This is a genomic window from Azospirillum brasilense, from assembly GCF_005222205.1.
Taxonomy (GTDB): Bacteria; Pseudomonadota; Alphaproteobacteria; order Azospirillales; family Azospirillaceae; genus Azospirillum; species Azospirillum brasilense_G.
The window spans coordinates 1163063-1181609 of record NZ_CP032346.1; the positions used below are offsets into that span (position 1 = coordinate 1163063).

The window sequence follows — 18547 nt, forward strand, 5'->3', positions numbered from 1 at the left end:
GTGACGGCTACAGGGGCGGCACCGTGAAGGACGCGGGCGGCAGGCCGGCGGTGTGGCGGTCCCACATCGTCCGGTAGGCGCGTTCCAGGTGGCGGGTGAAGCGGGGGCTGTCGAACAGCGGCGCCGTCGTCCGCGCGGCGGCAAGGCGGCGGCGGTAAGCGGCGAGCGTCGCCGAATCGCCGGCCAGCCGCACCGCCAGCGCCTCGTAGCCGTCGACGCTGGTGGTGACCGTCTCCGGAAGGCCGGCGGCGTTCAGCAGGCCGGCAGCCACGCGCGACGCGAAGGTGTCGCCGATCCGCGTCACCACCGGCAGGCCCATCCACAGGGCATCCGAAACGGTGGTGTGGCCGGTGTAGGGAAAGCTGTCGAGAAACAGCTCGGCCAAACGGTAGCGGGCGAGGTGCTCGGCCTGCGGCCTGTGGGGGGCAAAGACCAGACGGTCGGGCTCGACTCCGCGCCGCGCCGCCTCGCGCCGCAGGTTGTCCACACCGTCCCGGCCGGGGTGCTGCAGCCACAGCACGCTCCCCGGCACCCGCGCCAGCACGCGCATCCACAGCCCGAACTGCGACGGGGTGATCTTGAACGGCGCGTTGAACGCGCAGAAGACGAAACCGTCCGGCGGCAGGCCGCAGGCGGCGCGGTCCGGCAGGGGGCCATCCAGCGGCCGGCGCCGGTCGTTGACCTGATAGGAGTCCGGCATAATGACCAGCCGCTCCCGGTAATGGGGCTGATGCTCCGGCGGCGTGACGAAGCGGTCGCCGATCACGTAGTCCATGACGTCGCCGCCCATCGTCCCCGGATAGCCGAGATAGGCGACCTGGACCGGCGCCAGCCGGCGCGCCAGCAGGTCGAAGCGGACGTGCCGCGTGTAGCCCTTCAAATCGACCAGGATGTGGACGCCCTCGGCGGCGAGCAGCGCTTGCACCCGCTCCGCATCGGCGCCGCGGATGTCGTGGAAGGCGTCGAAGGCGGCCTCCAGCCGGCGGCGCATCGGGCTGCCGTCGTCGGGGCCGTAGGAACAGGCGACGACCCGGAAGCGGTCGCGGTCGTGCAATTCGAACAGCTCCGCCGCCAGGTAGGCGGTGGCGTGCTCGTGGAAGTCAGCGGAGAGGTAGGCGACGGTGAGCCGGCCGCCGTCACCGGAGGGGGCGCCGAGGGGGGGCGCGGCTGGAACGACCGCCGCGGCTTGCGGAGGCGCCGCCGGTTGCACCACCGCGCGGTGGAAATGGCGGGCGGCGCGGTCCTGCTGCGCCGGGCTGGTCTCGATCAGCAGGGTGAGCAACGGCAGGGCGATCCCCCGCCCGCTGTCGATGACCGCCAGGACCTCCCGGCACAGAGCGTCGTAGTCGCTCCAGTCGCAGTGCGAGAGGGCGGCGTGGAGCCGGTCGCCGAGGGATTCGGTGCGGCCGGGGTCAAGACTGTGGGCCCGCGTGTAGGCGACGGCCGCCGCGCCCGGTTCGCCGCTGTCGCGCAGCGCGTGGCCGGACTCGCGCCACGCCTCGGCGTCGTCCGGCGCCAGCGCGACCGCCCGGCGAAGAACGGCGCGCGCCGTCACGGGCCGGACCGACTCGCGGAGCATCGCGCCCAGAGCGACGATCCGCCCGGCATCGGCCTGTCCGGGGGCCAGCCGGATCGCCCGCGCCTGAAGCGCCGCCGCCTCGGCAAGACGGCCCCGGCGGCGCAGCAGAAGCGCCAGATTGAAGCAGGCGTCGGCCAGATCCGGCTTCAGCGCGATGGTGACGGCGAGGTGGCGCTGCGACTCCTCGATCCGACCGAGCGTGAAGGCGGCGACGCCCAGAAGCAAGGACGCGCCGTGGTGGTCCGGCTGGACGGTCAGGATCGCGCGGCACACCGCGCCGCACTCGGCGTGCCGGCCGTTCTGATGCAGCGCCAAGGCGTAGCCCAGCGCTTCGGCGGGGGACGCGAAATGCCGGGCCGTGCTCATGCTTCCCCTCGGTGCCGCCGTCCCTCCCGTGCCATCATGGAGGCGTGCCAAGCGTGAATTCGTCGGGAAAAGGGTTACCATCGGGCGCGGCAATTCCAAACCCATTTGCCGGATCGACCGATTGGATGGAGAGGGTGGGTGATCGAGGCGACGTTCGACGGGGCCGGCGAAGCGTTCGACCGGTGCTTCGGCTCCGGACTGCGTCATGTCGGCGCCGGATCGCTGGAGGCGGCGGCCTGCTCCTTCCGAACGGCGGCGGCGATCCGGCCGGAGCATCCGGTGGTCTGGTTCGTTCTGGGACTGGTGCTGCGCGGCCTGGGACGCGGGGACGGCGCGAGGCTGGCGCTGCGGACCGCCCTCCATCTGCGGCCGGACGACGCCGACACGCTGTTCCAGTGGGCGTCGCTGCTCATCGAGCGCCGTCTGCCCGGCGAGGCGGTGGCGCCGCTCCGCCGTCTCGTGGCGTTGCGGCCCGGTCACCCGGACGCGGCGTTCAGCCTCGGCAACGCGCTGATGGCCGTGGACGAGCCCGAACGGGCCGAATCCGCCTACCGGCTGGCCGTGCTTCTGGATCCCGGTTCGGCGGCGGCCAACAACAACCTGGGAGCGGCGTTCCTGTCCCAATGCCGACCGGAGGATGCCGCCGTGAGCTACCGGCGGGCCGTCCGGCTTGAGCCGGGCTCCGCCGAGCATCACAAGAATCTCGGCGTCAGCCTGCTCACCGCCGGACACTTCGCGGAGGGCACCGCCGAGTACGAATGGCGCAGCCGGCAGGCCGTCTGGCAATGGAACCGCGACTGCCCCGGCACACCGCTGTGGGACGGCGGCCCGCTCGCCGGCAAGACCATCCTGGTCCATTTCGAGCAGGGGCTCGGCGACACCGTGCAGTTCATCCGCTACATGCCGGTGCTCAAGGCCATGGGCGCCCGCACGGTCTTCGAATGCCAACCGCCGCTCAAGCGCCTTCTTGCCGACGTTCCGGGCATCGACGCGCTGGTGGCGCGCGGCGAGCCGCTTCCCGAGGTCGACTGCCTCGTGCCCCTGATGAGCCTTCCCCATCGCTGCCGGACGACGGCGGAGACGATCCCCGGCGGCGTTCCATACCTGCGGGCCGATCCGGACCGGGCGGCGTTCTGGCGCCGGCGGATCGCCGAGGCGGGGCGGCCGGGCGAGGTCCGGGTGGGCATCCAGTGGCGCGCCGCGGGGGCCGACCGCTCGATTCCGCTGGAACGCTTCGCGCGCTTGTCGCACCTTTCCGGGGTGCGGCTGTACAGCCTGCAGAAGGCGGATGGACCCGGCCGGTGGGAGCGGCCCGACGACCGGCTGGGAATCGTCTCGCTGCCGGACCGGGACGGGAAAGGTGAGGATGAGGGGTTTGTCGACACCGCCGCGATCATCGAGGGCATGGACCTGATCGTCGCCTGCGATTCCGTGGTCGGCCACATCGCCGGCGCCATGGGGCGTCCGGTGTTCCTCGCCTTGCCGTGGCTGGGGGACTGGCGCTGGATGCGCCTCCCCGACCGCACGCCCTGGTACCCGCAGACCCGGCTGTTCCGCATGGCGCGCCGCAACGATTGGGACGGGGTGATGGCCCGGATCGCCGCCGAGATTGCCGTCCTGGTCGCCCGGCGCGCCGCGGGGCTGTCGTGACGACTGCCACGATGGCGGGCGTCGAGGCGGCGTCCCGGCTTTACCGCGCCGGACGGCTGGCGGAGGCCATCGACGCCTGCCGGGCCGTGCTGGCGGCGGAGCCGGGGCGTTTCGATGCGCTCAACCTGCTCGGCGCCGCGCTGTTCTCGGTCGGCCAGGACAGCGCCGCCAGGGAGGCACTGTGCGACGCGGTCCGCATCGCTCCGGGGCACGCCACCGCGCTGACCAACCTCTGCGTCGTCCTGCAACACCGCCGGGAGTGGCACGCCGCCGAGCGCGCCCTGCGCACGCTGATGGCGGTGCAGCCGGAGTCCGCGGCCGTCTGCAGCCGATTGGGCACGGTGTCGCAGGAAACCGGAGACCTGGACGCGTCCGCCCGGTTCCTGCTGCGCGCCGCGCGCCTCGATCCCGGCCCGAGCGTGCAATGGCACAATCTCGGCCTGATCCGGATGCTCGCCGGCGACATGGCGGCGGCGTCCCAGGATTTGCGCCGGGCGGTCGCCATCGCGCCCGACGGGGCCGTCGCTCAGGTCCAGCTTGGCGAAACGCTGCTGCGGCTTGGTCGGGTGGAGGAGGCCGCCGGGGTTTTCAGCCGCGCGCTCCGGCTCGACCCGACCGCCGCCGACGCGGCCAACGGTCTGACGCGCTGTGCGCGCTACCGCGCCATCGGATCGGCGGCGCCGGTGTCCGGATCGGTGTCCGGATCGGGGCTGGCGGTCCGGGGCGCCTTCACAAGCGCCACGGGCTACGGCCGTTTCTGCCAGCGTTTCATCCGGACGTTGCGCCGGCGGGCCGTGCCCCTGCAGGCGATCGGGATCTTCGGTCCGGAATCCTGGGAGGAGGATCTCGGCCCGCCGGCTCCCGCCAAGGCCCTGGTGAACTTCCTCATCCCGCTGGCGGTCGAGCGGGTGCCCGGCCTGGCCACGGTGACCTTCACGATGTTCGAGGGAACCCGGATACCGCCGGCCTGGCGGCGCCAGAGCGAGCACAGCGACCTCATCATCGTGCCCAGTGAATCGTCCCGTGTGGCCTGGGCGGCGCAGGGCTTCCCGGAGGATCGCCTGCGGGTCTGCCCCTTGGGGGTCGACCCGGAGGACAGTGCCGCCGACGGTCCCGTGCCGACCCTGGTCGATCCGCGCGGACGTCGGGTCTCCAGCTACCGGCACCGTTTCCTCAACGTCTCGGATTTCATTCCCCGCAAGAACATCGACGGGCTGCTGCGGGTCTGGCTGCGCGGCACGGCGTCCACCGACGACGCGGTTCTCATCCTGAAGCTGGGCAACGGGAAAAACCCGGCGTTCGGCGCGGAGCTCGGCGATCTGGTCCGGCGGACGGAGGCCGCCGTCGGAAAGCGGATGGCCGACGCGGCGCCGGTGGTGCTGATCAACCAGCTCCTGTCGGACGCCGACATGACGGGGCTGATGCGGGCGGCCAACCATTACTGGAGCATGTCGCATGGCGAAGGTTGGGACCTGCCCCTCTCCAAGGCGGGGGCGATGGGCTTGAGCCTGATCGCGCCGCGCCATTCGGCCTATGTGGATTATCTCGACGACCGGGTGGCCCGCCTGATCCCGTCCGCCGTCCGCCCCGCGCGCCTGCCCTACAGCGAGCGGGCCTATCCGCCGTTCCACGGGCTCGACTGGTGGGACCCGGACGAGGACGCGGCGGCGGACATCCTGACCGCCATCATCCGCAGCGGCGGCACCGACCACCCGTCGGCCCGCGGCCATCTGGTGGAAGGCTTCTCCTGGAGCCGCGCGGCGGACCGGCTGCTCGCCATCCTCGACGACGCGGGCCTGCGGTGATGGGGATCCCGGCCGAAACGGCGGCGGTGCGGAGCTTCGCCGCGGCCCTGGACCATCATCAGGCGGGCCGGCTCGCCGCCGCCGAGGCCGGCTACCGGGCGATCCTGCGCGACGATCCCGGGCACGCCCACGCCAACAACAATCTGGCCATCCTGCTGCGCGGCATGGGACGGCGGGAGGAAGCCGTCGCCTGCTACCGTCAGGCCATCGCGGCGCTGCCGGACGACGCGCCGATCCGCAGCAACCTCTCCTGCGCGCTGGCCGACATCGACCGGCCGGCCGAGGCGCTGGCGGCGGTGCGCGTGGCGCTGTCCCTGTCCCCGGACTACGCGGACGCCTGGTTCAACGCCGGCAACCTCCTGAAGGCGGAGCGGCGCCCCGACCGTGCGCTCGCCGCCTACCGGCGGGCGCTGCGGCTGAAGCCCGGCATGGGCGGGGCCCACAGCAACATGGGCGACGTCTACCGCGACCTGGGCGAATCGAGCCGCGCCGTGGACTGCTACCGGGCGGCGATGCTGGCGCAGCCCGACCTGCCGCAACCCGTCGTCAACCTCGGCGAGGCGCTGAAGGAGCAGGGGCGGATCACCGAGGCCATCGCCGTCTTCGAAAGCGGGATGGAGCGCCACCCCGATCTGGCCCTGCTCCATTCCAACCTGCTGTTCGCCCTGCACTACACGCCCTGGGTGCCGCCCGAGATCATCGCCCGTGCCCACGCGCACTGGAACGAGCGGCACGCCCGGCCGCTGATGCCGCCGCACCGGCAATTCCTCAACGACCGCAACCCCGGCCGGCGGCTGCGGGTGGGCTACGTCTCGCCCGACTTCCGTGCCCACGCCTGCGCCCATTTCATCGAGCCCCTGCTGCGCGAGCACGACCGCGGCGCGGTGGAGATTTTCTGCTACGCCACCTCGACCCATCACGACGCGATCACCGAACGCTTGAGGCGTCTGGCCGACGGATGGCGGTCGCTGGCCGCGCTCGACGATGCCGCCGCCGCGGCGCTGGTCGAGCGCGACCGCATCGACCTCCTGGTCGATCTGGCCGGCCACACGGCGCACAGCCGGCCGCTGCTGTTCGCCCGCAAGCCGGCCCCGGTCCAGGTCGCCTGGCTGGGCTATCCCGACACCACCGGCATGCCGGCGATCGACCACCGACTGACCGACGCGGTCGCCGACCCGCCGGGCCTCACCGACGCCTGGCACGCCGAGCGGCTGGTCCGCCTGCCCAAGGGGTTTCTCGCCTTCCAGCCGTTGCGCTTCGTCATCCCGCGCGACGAACCGCCGGCGCTGGCCAACGGCTTCGTGACCTTCGGCTCCTTCAACAACGCCGCCAAGGTGACGCCGGAGGTGGTGCGGGTCTGGTCGGCCATCCTGGTCCGCGTGCCGTCCGCCCGCCTGATCCTCAAGAGCCGCGCCTTCGGTGACCCGCCGACGCGGGCGCGCTATCTGCAACAGTTCGTCGGCAACGGCGTGGACCCCGGCCGTGTCGATCTGCTTCCCCCGATGGATGTGATCGATCACCATCTGCGGGCCTACGACCGGATCGACATCGGCCTCGACCCCTTCCCCTACAACGGCACCACCACCACCTGCGAGGCGCTGTGGATGGGCGTGCCGGTGATCACGCTCGCCGGCCGCCACCACGTCGCGCGGGTGGGCGCCAGCCTGCTGACGCAATGCGGGCTGGCCGAATTCATCGCAACCGACGAGGCGGGCTACGTCGAAACCGCCGTCGCCCTGGCCGGCGACACCGAGCGCCTGGCCGCGCTGCGCCGCGGCATGACGGAGCGCATGGAGCGTTCGGCGCTCAACGACCATCGCGGCTTCGCGGCGGCCGTCGAGGCGGCCTATCGCGGCATGTGGCGATCCTGGCTCGGGCGGGAGCGGGACGCGGCGGCGATGGAGTGCTGAGCGCCCGCCGCATCACCGGCCGGTCCGGCGCCGGACCTCCTCGCGCAGGGCGTCCGCCGCCCGGGCGAACACCGGATCCCAGTCCTGGCCGGGCCCCTGGCGGAACAGACGCATCGACGGGTACCAGGGCGTGCGGTCGCCGGCAAAGCCGTAGATCCAGTAGGGCACATGCTGCACGAGGTTCCAGACCGGCGTTCCGAGGGACCCGGCGAGGTGCGCCACCGAACTGTCGGTCATGATGACGAGGTCGAGCTGTTCCAGCATCGCCGCCGTGTCGGCGAAATCGTCCAGCTCGGGGCCGAGCGGGGTCACCAGGCAGCCGGCAACGCCGCTGTCCGCGAGTTCGGCCTCGGGCGGTCCCTTCTGAAGACTGTAGAGCCGCACGCCCGGCACCTCGGCGAAGCGCAGGAAGCGGGCGAGGCTGGTGGCGCGCCGGCCGTTGTCGGCGAAGGTCACCCGCCCCGACCACACGATCCCGACGCGCAGCGTGCCCGGCTCCCGCGCGCCGAACCGGTGGGCGGCCTTCTCGCGGGAGGAATCCGGAATGGTCAGGGTCACCGGTGGCGGGATCGAGGCCAGCGTGGTGGCGAACAGGCCCGGCAGGCTCATCTGCGACGCCTCGGCGTCGAAGGCGGGCGGCGGACTCCCCGGCTGCAGGACAGCGTCGACGCCCAACCCCGACAGCACCCGGCGCAGCTCCGGATGGCACTCGTACAGCACCCGGCCACCCAACGCCTTGACGAGCGGCACGTAGCGCGCGGCCAGGATGGCGTCGCCGAATCCCTGCTCGGCAAACAGGAACAGGGCGCGCCCGTCGAGCGGGCCGCCGTTCCAGTCCCGTCCCGACATCGGCCGGCCATGGTAGGAGGCGAGCCCGCGCCGGGCCTCGTAATCGGCGAAGCCGTGGACGTAGTCGCCGATCTGAAGCCGGGTGAGCGCCCGCTCCCAGCGCAATTCAGGGGTTGAGGTCCCGTCCGCGGCCGCCCGCTCGATCATCGCGAGCGTGTCCTTGAAGCGCCCCGCCTTGCGCAGGGCCACGGCGCTGTTGAAGAGGAGGTTCGCGGCGCCGGGTTCGAGCCGGAGCGCCTCGCCATGCGCGGCCAGCGCCTCGTCGAACCGGCCGGCTTCCACCAGGGCGTTGCCCAGATTGCTCCAGATGCCGGCGTTTTCCGGCGCGACCTCCAAGCCCCGCCGGTGGCAGGCGATGGCCCCCTCCAGCTTTCCCGCGCGTCGGAGGAGATGGCCGAGCATGCTCCAGGCTCCATCATCGCGGGGATTGGCCGCGAGAAGGGCTTCCAGCTTGGTCGTCGCCTGTGCGTGCTCCATCCTCGTCCCCCGGCTCGCCGTGGCCGAACCGCAGGACCACGCTGCGACCATAGACTCGCGTCATCGCGCGGCTGTCAACCACTCGGCCCCGGGAGACGACGGCGCGATCGCGCGCCCACGCGGCATGGCGCGATCCCTTGGGAATTCACACAACCTTTTGTGAATTCCCTTATTTTTTATACGGTCGAATCCCTGAAGTAATTCGTCACAATTCGCGACACTCAGCAACCGACGCGCGACCAAACGAGAGATTTGGGAACAATCAGATGCCATCCCCACAACTCAGTCTCGCAGAGCCTATTTGGCATAACCCATACATCGCGTCGATTTCCTACTGCGGCGCGCATCTGCTCAAGCGGCGCGAGTGAGGCACAAGTAGGCGTAGATGATTTTTTAACTTCAATTACCCACTATTTCGCGGTAGTGGCCGATCGTACGAGAGCCATGACGCTCCGGCCGCCGTGGCGGCAGAGCCTAAAAACGCCGATGCGAGAGGGATGAGATGGCTGCTGGTGGAACACTGACGCTGACGGGCGGCTCGGACTACGTCTTCTCCTCGACGGAGGCCTGGTCGGGAATCGTCGGCAACGGCAGCACCCAGGGCGTCAGGCTCAACACCCAGGGTCAGACCCTGACCGTGTCCAACCTCGATCGCCTCATCGGCGGCACATCGACCCAGAGGAAGGATGTCGTGACGCTGGCCGGCACGGGCGGCAACACGATCACGGTCCAGGCCCTTGAGACGCTGATTGGCGGTTCCGGCAACGACCGGGTTCTGTTGACGTCCACCGGCACCACCATGGTGGTGGAATCGCTCGAAACGATCATCGGCGCAACCACCGGCACCGCCCTTATCACACTGGCCGGCACCACCGGCAACACCATGTCGGTGGCGTATCTGAAATCGCTGGTCGGCAGCGTCGGCAAGGACGTCATCAAGCTCGACGCCGCAGGCTCCACCGGTGCCACCATGGCGGTGTCCCTGATGGAGACGCTGATCGGGACCAACGGTCTGGACATAATTGCCACCATTGGCGGCGGCACCAACACGATGTTCTTGCAGGGCATCGAAACTGTCCTCGGAAACGGGTCCGCGGCTGCCGGCAACGATACGGTCATTCTGGCCAGCGGCGGCAACACGATCGGCGTCGCCTTCCTGGAAACCCTGATCGGCGGCAGCGGCAACGATATCGCGACGCTGGCCTTCAGATCCGGCACGATCAATATGCAGACCGGCGGCGGCACCATGGCCATATCGTCGATCGAAACGATCGTCGGTGGAGCCGCCGTCAACGGCGCCGGCGGCAGGAGCGCCGCCATCCTCCTCGACATCGGCAACACCATCACGGTGGCAAGCCTCAGCACCCTGATCGGCGGCGGCGGCAACGACGTTGTCAACATCACGCTCCGGGACGGAAGCCCGATCGTCGGCGACCAGAGCATTCCCTGGAGCACCACCGGCAGCACGATGCTGGTGTCGCTGGTCGAGACGATGATCGGCAGCTCCGGCGACGATCTGGTCGTCGCGCTCAACAGCGACGGCATGACCCTGTCGGTTTCGGCGATCGAATCCGTCGTCGGCAAGGCGGGCAACGACGTCGTCGTCCTCGGCGCCGGTGGAAACACCATCCAGGTGGAGGCGCTGGAAACCCTGATCGGCAGCGCCGGCAACGACGTGGTGACGGTGCGCACCAGCCGGGGCGCCACCATGACGGTGTCCGCCATCGAAACCATCGTCGGCAACGGGGGCACCGACGTCGTCTTCCTCGGCAACGGCGGCAACACGGTGCAGGTGGAGGGGCTGGAAACCCTGATCGGCGGCACCGGCAACGATGTGGTGACCGTCACCGACACCGCCGGCACCATCTACGTGTCCGGCGTCGAGACCATCTACACCCCCTATCAGACGCTGACGTTGAGCGGTACGGACACCTACGTCTCCCTGCCGCCGGCTCCCACCGACACGACGCCGCCGTCGATCACGACGGTGTCGATTCCGGACGCCGTGATGAAGATCGGCGACGTGGTGACCGTGACGATCACTGTGGCCTCGGACAGCGACACCTACACGCTGGGCGCCGGCAGCACCATCGGCGGCTTCACGCTGGGCAACCTGACCAAGGTCGACGCGACGACCTACACCGCGACCTTCACGGTGACCAGCGGCGGCACCGACGTCGCGGCGGGCGCGGACGTGCCGGTCAACATCGTGCTGACCGACACCGCCGGCAACTCCAACACCCCCTACACCACGGCGATCAGCCAGGGCGCCGACCGCATCGACGCCAACCGGCCGACCATCGCCTCGGCGGCGGTGAACGGCACGACGCTGACGATCACCTTCGCCGAAGCCATGTCGGCGACCAGCGCCGCCGGCCTGACCGTCACGGTCGCCGGCCAGAGCCGCGCGGCGACCTACGCCAGCGGTTCGGGCACCACCACGCTGACCTTCACCCTGGCCTCGCCGGTCGCCCAGGGCCAGACGGTGACGCTTGACTACAACCCCGGCACCGGCACACTGACCGACACCGCGAGCAACGCCCCGGCCACCGTCACCAACCAAACGGTGACGAACAACACCGCAGCCCCTGACACGACGCCGCCGTCGATCACGACGGTGTCGATTCCGGACGCCGTGATGAAGATCGGCGACACGGTGACCGCGACGATCACCGTGGCCTCGGACAGCGACACCTACACGCTGGGCGCCGGCAGCACCATCGGCGGCTTCGCGCTCAGCAACCTGACCAAGATCAACGCGACGACCTACACCGCGACCTTCACGGTGACCAGCGGCGGCACCGACGTCGCGGCGGGCGCGGACGTGCCGGTCAACATCGTGCTGACCGACACCGCCGGCAACTCCAACACTCCCTACACCACGGCGATCAGCCAGGGCGCCGACCGCATCGACGCCAACCGGCCGACCATTGCCTCGGCGGCGGTGAACGGCACGACGCTGACGATCACCTTCGCCGAAGCCATGTCGGCGACCAGCGCCGCCGGCCTGACCGTCACGGTCGCCGGCCAGAGCCGCGCGGCGACCTACGCCAGCGGTTCGGGCACCACCACGCTGACCTTCACCCTGGCCTCGGCGGTCGCCCAGGGCCAGACGGTGACGCTTGACTACAACCCCGGCACCGGCACCCTGACCGACACCGCGAGCAACGCCCCGGGCAGCGTCACCAACCAGTCGGTGACGAACAACACCCCGGACACGACGCCGCCCTCGATCACCAACGTCACCATCCCCAACCAGCCGGCCCAGGTCGGCGACACGGTGACGGTGACGATCACCGTGGCCTCGGACAGCGACACCTACACGCTGGGCAACGGCAGCACGATCAACGGCTTCGCGCTCGCCAACCTGACCAAGGTCAGCGCCACCACCTACACCGCCACCTTCACCGTCACCGCCGACGGCCTGCGCACCGGCAACCGCGCCGCCGGCGACGACATCCCGGTCAACATCGTCCTGGTCGACGGCGCCAGCAACGCCAACACCCCCTACACCACCCCGATCAGCCAGACCAACGACCGCATCGACACCGACGCCCCGCCGGTCCTGGCCGTCCCCGCCACCCCGCCGACGCTGGTCGACACCGCCGCCGCCGACAGCTTCCCGCTGATCGACGGCCAGCTCTCCGCCACCGACCTGGAAGGCGGCACGCTGACCTACTCCCTCGCCGGATCCCAGGCCTCCCCGGTCCAGCACGGCAGCGTCACGCTCAGCAACGGCGTCACCTACGACACCTGGTCCACCGGCCCGGGCGGCACCGCCTACGTCAACAGCCAGACCGGCCACTACGCCTACGTCTTCGACGCCGCCTTCCTCAACGGCGTCCCCGCCGGGCCGATGCAGGGCACCAGCACCTTCACCGTCTCCGACGGCAACCGCACCGTCTCCCAGCAGCTCACCCTCAACTTCACCGGCGCCAACGACAGCCCCATCCTGTCCAACGACGCCCGCAGCCTGACCACCATCGACCAGGGCATCGCCGACGCCGCCAACACCGGCACCACCGTCACCGCCCTGCTCGCCTCCGCCGGCACCGCCACCGACGCCGAGTACGACAGCCCCGTGCCGATGGTCACCGTCCTCCCGCTGGGCATCGCCGTCACCGGGGTGATCAACACCAACGGCACCTGGCAGTACAAGGTCGGCAGCGGCGCCTGGACCGACATCCCCACCGCCTCGTCCAACGGTTCGGCGCTGCTGCTCGCCGGGTCGGACCGCGTGCGCTTCGTGCCGAGCGGCTCGGGCTTCACCAACACCGACACCGGCGGCCTGACCTTCAAGGCGTGGGACCGCACCAGCGGCACGGCCGGCGCCACCGCCGACACCACCACCGCCGACGCCTTCAGCACGGGCAGCGCCACCGCGACGATCACCGTCGACGCCGTGCCGACCCTGACCGCGACCGGCGGAGCCAAGACCTTCGGCGTCGGGGTGGACAGCGCGACCAGCCTGTTCAGCGGCGTGGCGGCCTCCACGGTGGAGGCCGGGCAGAGCTTCCGCGGCGCGGTGTTCACGGTCAGCGGCGTGGTCGACGCCACCGAGGTCCTGACCATCGGCGGCACCGACGTCGCCCTGACCAACGGCGCCACCGCCACCCTGAGCGGGCTGGGCGCCGCGGGCGGCAACGCCGGCGTGAGCGTGTCGGTGGTCGGCGGCGTCGCCACGGTGACGGTCACCGGCCTGGAGCGCGACGACGCGCAGATGAGCGCGCTTCTGGGCGGCGTCACCTACAAGAACACCAGCGCGTCGGCGACGCTGGGCGACCGCACGGTGGCCGTCGCCAGCCTGACCGACAGCGGCGGCGCCACCGGAGCCGCGACCATCTCCGGGGTCAGCGCGGTGGTGAGCGTGGCCGACGTGACGCCGCCGGCGGCACCGGTGGTCACCAGCGCGGCGCTGACCAACAGCGCCACGCCGACCCTGGCCGGCACGGCGGAGGCGGGCAGCACGGTGACCGTCACGGTGGGTGGGGCGACCTACACCACGACGGCGACGGGCGGAAACTGGTCGGTCGACCTCGCCACGGCGACGCCGGCCTCCGGCGTGCTGAACCTGAACGCCAACGGCACCAACGCGGTGTCCGTCACCGCCAAGGACGCGTCCAACAACACGTCCACCGCCGGCACGCAGACGCTGACGATCGACACCACGGCGCCCAACGCTCCGGCGGTGACCAGCGCGGCGCTGACCAAGAACGCCACCCCGACCATTGCCGGCACGGCCGAGACCGGCAGCACCGTCACCGTCACGGTGGGCGGCGCCACCTACACCACGACGGCGACCAACGGGACCTGGAGCCTCAACCTCGCCACCGAGACGCCGGTCTCCGGATCGCTCAGCCTGAACGCCAACGGCACGAATGCCATCTCGGCGACGGCCACCGACGCGGCCGGCAACGTCTCCACGGCCGGCACGCAGACGCTGACCGTCGACACCACCGCGCCCAACGCTCCGGCAGTGACCAGCGCGGCGCTGACCAAGAACGCCACCCCGACCCTGGCCGGCACGGCCGAGACCGGCAGCACCGTCACCGTCACGGTGGGCGGCGCCACCTACACCACGACGGCGACCAACGGGACGTGGAGCCTCAACCTCGCCACCGAGACGCCGACCGCTGGCGTGCTGAACCTCAACGCCAACGGCACCAACCCGGTGTCGGTGACGGCGACCGACGCGGCCGGCAACACCTCGACCGCCGGCACGCAGTCGCTGACCATCGACACCACCGCTCCGAACGCTCCGACCGTCACCACGGCGCTGAGCAACAACACGACGCCGATCCTTACCGGCGCGGCCGAGACCGGCAGCACGGTGACGGTCACCGTCGGCGGCGCCACCTACACCACCACCGCCACCAACGGCAGTTGGTCCATCAACCTCGCCACCGCGACGCCGACCGCCGGCTCGCTCAGCCTGAACGCCAACGGCGCCAACCCCGTCTCGGCCACCGCCACCGATGCGGCCGGCAACACCTCGACCGCCGGCACGCAGACGCTGACCATTGACACCACGGCGCCCAACGCGCCGGCGGTGACCAGTGCGGCTCTGAGCAACAGCACGACCCCGACCATTGCCGGCACGGCCGAGACCGGCAGCACCGTCACCGTCACGGTGGGTGGGGCGACCTACACCACCACCGCCACCAACGGCAGTTGGTCCATCAACCTCGCCACCGCGACGCCGGTCTCCGGATCGCTCAGCCTGAACGCCAACGGCACGAATGCCATCTCGGCGACGGCAACCGACGCGGCGGGCAATAACTCCACGGCCGGCACGCAGACGCTGACGATCGACACCACCGCGCCCAACGCCCCGGCGGTGACCAGCGCGGCGCTGACCAAGAACGCCACCCCGACCATTGCCGGCACGGCCGAGACCGGCAGCACCGTCACCGTTACGGTGGGTGGTGCCACCTACACCACGACGGCAACCAACGGGACCTGGAGCCTCAACCTCGCCACCGAGACGCCGACCGCCGGCTCGCTCAGCCTGAACCCCAACGGCACGAATGCCATCTCGGCGACGGCGACCGACGCGGCGGGCAACGTCTCTTCGGCCGGCACGCAGACGCTGACCATCGACACCACGGCGCCGAACGCTCCGGCGGTGACCAGTGCGGCTCTGAGCAACAGCACGACCCCGACCATTGTCGGCACGGCGGAAGTCGGCAGCACGGTGACCGTCACGGTGGGTGGGGCGACCTACACCACCACGGCGGCCAACGGGACCTGGAGCCTCAATCTCGCCACCGCGACGCCGACCGCCGGCTCGCTCAGCCTCAACGCCAACGGCGCCAACCCGGTGTCGGCCACCGCCACTGACGCGGCGGGCAACACCTCGACCGCCGGCACGCAGTCGCTGACCATCGACACCACGCTGCCCAACGCCCCGGCAGTGACCAGTGCGGCGCTGAGCAACAGCACGACCCCGACCCTCACCGGCACGGCGGAAGCCGGCAGCACGGTCACCGTCACGGTGGGTGGGGCGACCTACACCACCACGGCGGCCAACGGGACCTGGAGCCTCAACCTCGCCACCGCCACTCCGGTGACCGGCACGCTGAGCCTGAACGCCAACGGCGCCAACCCGGTGTCGGCTACCGCCACCGACGCCGCCGGCAACGTCTCAGCGCCGGGCACGCAGTCGTTGACCATCGACACCACGGCGCCCAACGCGCCGGCGGTGACCAGCGCCGCGCTGAGCAACAGCACGACCCCGACCCTCACCGGCACGGCGGAAGCCGGCAGCACGGTGACGGTCACGGTGGGCGGTGCCACTTACACCACCACGGCGGCCAACGGGACCTGGAGCCTCAACCTCGCCACGGCCACTCCGGTGACCGGCACGCTCAGCCTCAACGCCAACGGCGCCAACCCGGTGTCGGCGACGGCCACCGATGCCGCGGGCAACACCTCGACTGCTGGCACGCAGTCGCTGACCATCGACACCACGCTGCCCAACGCCCCGGCAGTGACCAGTGCGGCGCTGAGCAACAGCACGACCCCGACCCTCACCGGCACGGCGGAAGTGGGCAGCACGGTGACCGTCACGGTGGGCGGCGCCACCTACACCACCACGGCGACCGGCGGAAACTGGTCCATCAACCTCGCCACCGCAACGCCGACCGCTGGGTCGCTGAGCCTGGACGCCAACGGCGCCAACCCGGTGTCGGCCACCGCCACCGATGCCTCCGGCAACGTCTCGGCACCGGGCACCCAGACGCTGACCATCGACACCACCGCTCCGAACGCCCCGGCGGTGACCAGCGCGGCGCTGACCAACAGCACCACGCCCACCCTCACCGGCACGGCGGAAGCCGGTGCGACGGTCACCGTCACGGTGGGTGGGGCGACCTACACCACCACCGCCACCAATGGCGGCGCCTGGAGCCTCAACCTCGCCACGGCCACTCCGGTGACCGGCACGCTCAGCCTCGACGCCAACGGCACGAACACCGTCTCGGCCATGGCGACCGACGCGGCGGGCAACATGTCCTCGGCCGGCACCCAGTCGCTGACCGTCGACACCACGGCCCCCACCGCCACCGTGCGGTTCGAGGACGACAGCATCGACGCCATCGAGCAGTCCAGCGCCGCCTTCACCATCAGCGGCGGCGAGGCCGGGACCGCCTTCACCTGGACGATCACCTCGGCCGGCGGCGGCCAGGTCACCGGCAGCGGCGTGATGAGCGGACCGACCGCCCAGGTGACCGGGCTCGACCTCTCCGCCCTGGGCGACGGCACCCTCACCCTGACGCTGGGCCTGACCGACCCGGCGGGCAACGCCTCGGTCCCCGTCACCGCGACGACGCAGAAGCTCACCGCCACCGTGGAGAAGCCCGCCCCCGTCGCCCCGCCCCCGGTCGCCACCGTGGACGGCGCCACCGTCAGCGGCGCGGTCACCACCGGCAGCGACGGCAAGCGCGTCACCACCGTGACCATCGCGGCCAGCAACGAGGAGCGGGTGGAGGACAGCAACACCGCCAATGCCGACCTCGCCGACGTGCCGGTGGTGCGCGAGCAGGTGGTCGATCGGCAGACCGGCCAGGTCTCGACGATGACCACCCTGACGGTCAGCGTCTCCACCGGCGTGGCCGTGACCACCAGCGGCAGCGCCGAGCGGCAGACCGCCGCGGAGGCCCAGACCGGGGTGGCCGGGCTGATCGCCGCCATCGAGGCGCGCACCGACGCCGGCACGGCCTCGCGCGGCAACCTGACCGGCGGCGGCGACAGCTTCCTCTCGGTGCTGTCGGCCCAGGCCCAGCTTCTGGTGCGCGCCATCGACTTCAGCGCGCCGGGGGTGGCCGCCGGCCAGGCGGTGCAGACCAAGGTGACCGGCAACACGCTGGGCGGCACCGGGGTGGCCAGCACGGCGCCGACCGCGGTGGTGCTCAACACCACGGCGCTGGCCGGGGCGGTGACCATCCAGCTCGACAACGTCGAGTTCGCCGCGGTGGTCGGCAACGCCACGCTGGTCGGCGGCGACGGCGAGCAGATCGTCTACGGCGACGACCACGAGCAGTACATGTACCTGGGGGCCGGCGACGACATCCTGCACGGCGGCGGCGGCAACGACACGATCGCCAGCGCCGGCGGCAACGACACGCTGTACGGCGACGAGGGCGACGACGTGGTGATGGGCGGCGAGGGCGACGACTGGCTGTTCGGCGGCGAGGGCAACGACCTGGTGGGCGGCGGGGTTGGCAACGACGCGCTGTTCGGCGGCACGGGCCAGGACATCCTGTTCGGCGAGGCGGGGGACGACACGCTGACCGGCGAGGAGGGCGACGACACGCTGTCCGGCGGGGCGGGCAACGACCTGCTGTTCGGCGGGTCGGGCAACGACTTCCTGATCGGCGACGACGGCGACGACACGCTGAGCGGCGGCGACGGCAACGACGTGGCGCTGGGCGGGGCGGGGCGCGACCTGATCGGTCTCGGCGCGGGCGACGACCTGGCCAGCGGCGGCGACGGCGACGACACGCTGTTCGGCGAGGACGGCAACGACACGCTGTTCGGCGGGGCGGGCAACGACCTGCTGAACGGCGGGGCGGGCAACGACGTGCTGTTCGCCGACGGCGGAGCGGACACGCTGTGGGGCGGCGCCGGGGCGGACGTCTTCGCCTTCGGTCGGGCGTCGGGCGGGTCGGTGGTGATGGACTTCCAGGCCGGGATCGACCGTCTGGCGCTCTACGACGCCACCATGGACCTCGGCGCGGTGATCCGCTCGGCCCGGGTGGAGGGCGGCAGCACCACCCTCGACATCGGGGCGGGCAACCGCATCACCATCCTCGGCCAGACCGGCAACGTCGCCGCCTGGTTCGGCTGAGCGGGCATAACGCCAGACGGAACGGCGGGTGCCGGGGCCTTCGGGCTCCGGCACCCGCCGTTTC

The 18547-nt window shown here is 71.3% G+C and carries 6 protein-coding genes; 4 read left to right on the forward strand and 2 right to left on the reverse strand.

All coding sequences use genetic code 11. The features are described from left to right. Window positions 1-7: 7 nt before the first annotated feature. The gene (locus D3869_RS19360; protein ID WP_137141493.1) at window positions 8-1945 is read right to left on the reverse strand and encodes a tetratricopeptide repeat protein; all 1938 of its coding nucleotides are present in this window, start codon (window positions 1943-1945) and stop codon (window positions 8-10) included. Between the two features lie 138 nt (window positions 1946-2083). Here D3869_RS19360 and D3869_RS19365 point away from each other — a divergent pair, with 138 nt between their 5' ends. The 3 genes from D3869_RS19365 to D3869_RS19375 are packed head-to-tail and all read left to right on the forward strand — an operon-like array spanning window position 2084 to window position 7310. Continuing rightward, window positions 2084-3595, forward strand: a complete 1512-nt coding sequence (locus tag D3869_RS19365) for a tetratricopeptide repeat protein (RefSeq protein WP_175426531.1) — start codon at window positions 2084-2086, stop codon at window positions 3593-3595. Continuing rightward, a complete protein-coding gene (locus tag D3869_RS19370) occupies window positions 3592-5400 on the forward strand; it encodes a glycosyltransferase (protein ID WP_137141495.1) in 1809 nt (602 codons plus the stop codon). The genes D3869_RS19365 and D3869_RS19370 overlap by 4 nt, the downstream gene beginning before the upstream one ends. Further along, entirely contained in the window at window positions 5400-7310 is a 1911-nt protein-coding gene (locus D3869_RS19375) for a tetratricopeptide repeat protein (RefSeq protein WP_137142012.1), read from the forward strand. Before D3869_RS19370 ends, D3869_RS19375 begins: the two co-directional genes overlap by 1 nt. Window positions 7311-7322: 12 nt before the next feature. On the opposite strand, the gene D3869_RS19380 is transcribed toward D3869_RS19375, so the two are convergent. Further along, on the reverse strand, window positions 7323-8636 hold the full coding sequence (locus tag D3869_RS19380) for a tetratricopeptide repeat protein (protein WP_137141496.1): 1314 nt from the start codon (window positions 8634-8636) through the stop codon (window positions 7323-7325). A gap of 502 nt (window positions 8637-9138) precedes the next feature. Between D3869_RS19380 and D3869_RS19385 the strand changes: the two genes are divergently transcribed. Continuing rightward, a complete protein-coding gene (locus tag D3869_RS19385) occupies window positions 9139-18483 on the forward strand; it encodes an Ig-like domain-containing protein (protein WP_247895791.1) in 9345 nt (3114 codons plus the stop codon). Window positions 18484-18547 lie beyond the last annotated feature (64 nt).

What these genes read in the sequence shown, in the direction of transcription:
- D3869_RS19360 (WP_137141493.1), bottom strand. Translation starts at nt 1,945, where the DNA reads ATGAGCACGGCCCGGCATTTCGCGTCCCCCGCCGAAGCGCTGGGCTAC.
- D3869_RS19375 (WP_137142012.1), top strand. Translation starts at nt 5,400, where the DNA reads ATGGGGATCCCGGCCGAAACGGCGGCGGTGCGGAGCTTCGCCGCGGCC.
- D3869_RS19380 (WP_137141496.1), bottom strand. Translation starts at nt 8,636, where the DNA reads ATGGAGCACGCACAGGCGACGACCAAGCTGGAAGCCCTTCTCGCGGCC.
- D3869_RS19385 (WP_247895791.1), top strand. Translation starts at nt 9,139, where the DNA reads ATGGCTGCTGGTGGAACACTGACGCTGACGGGCGGCTCGGACTACGTC.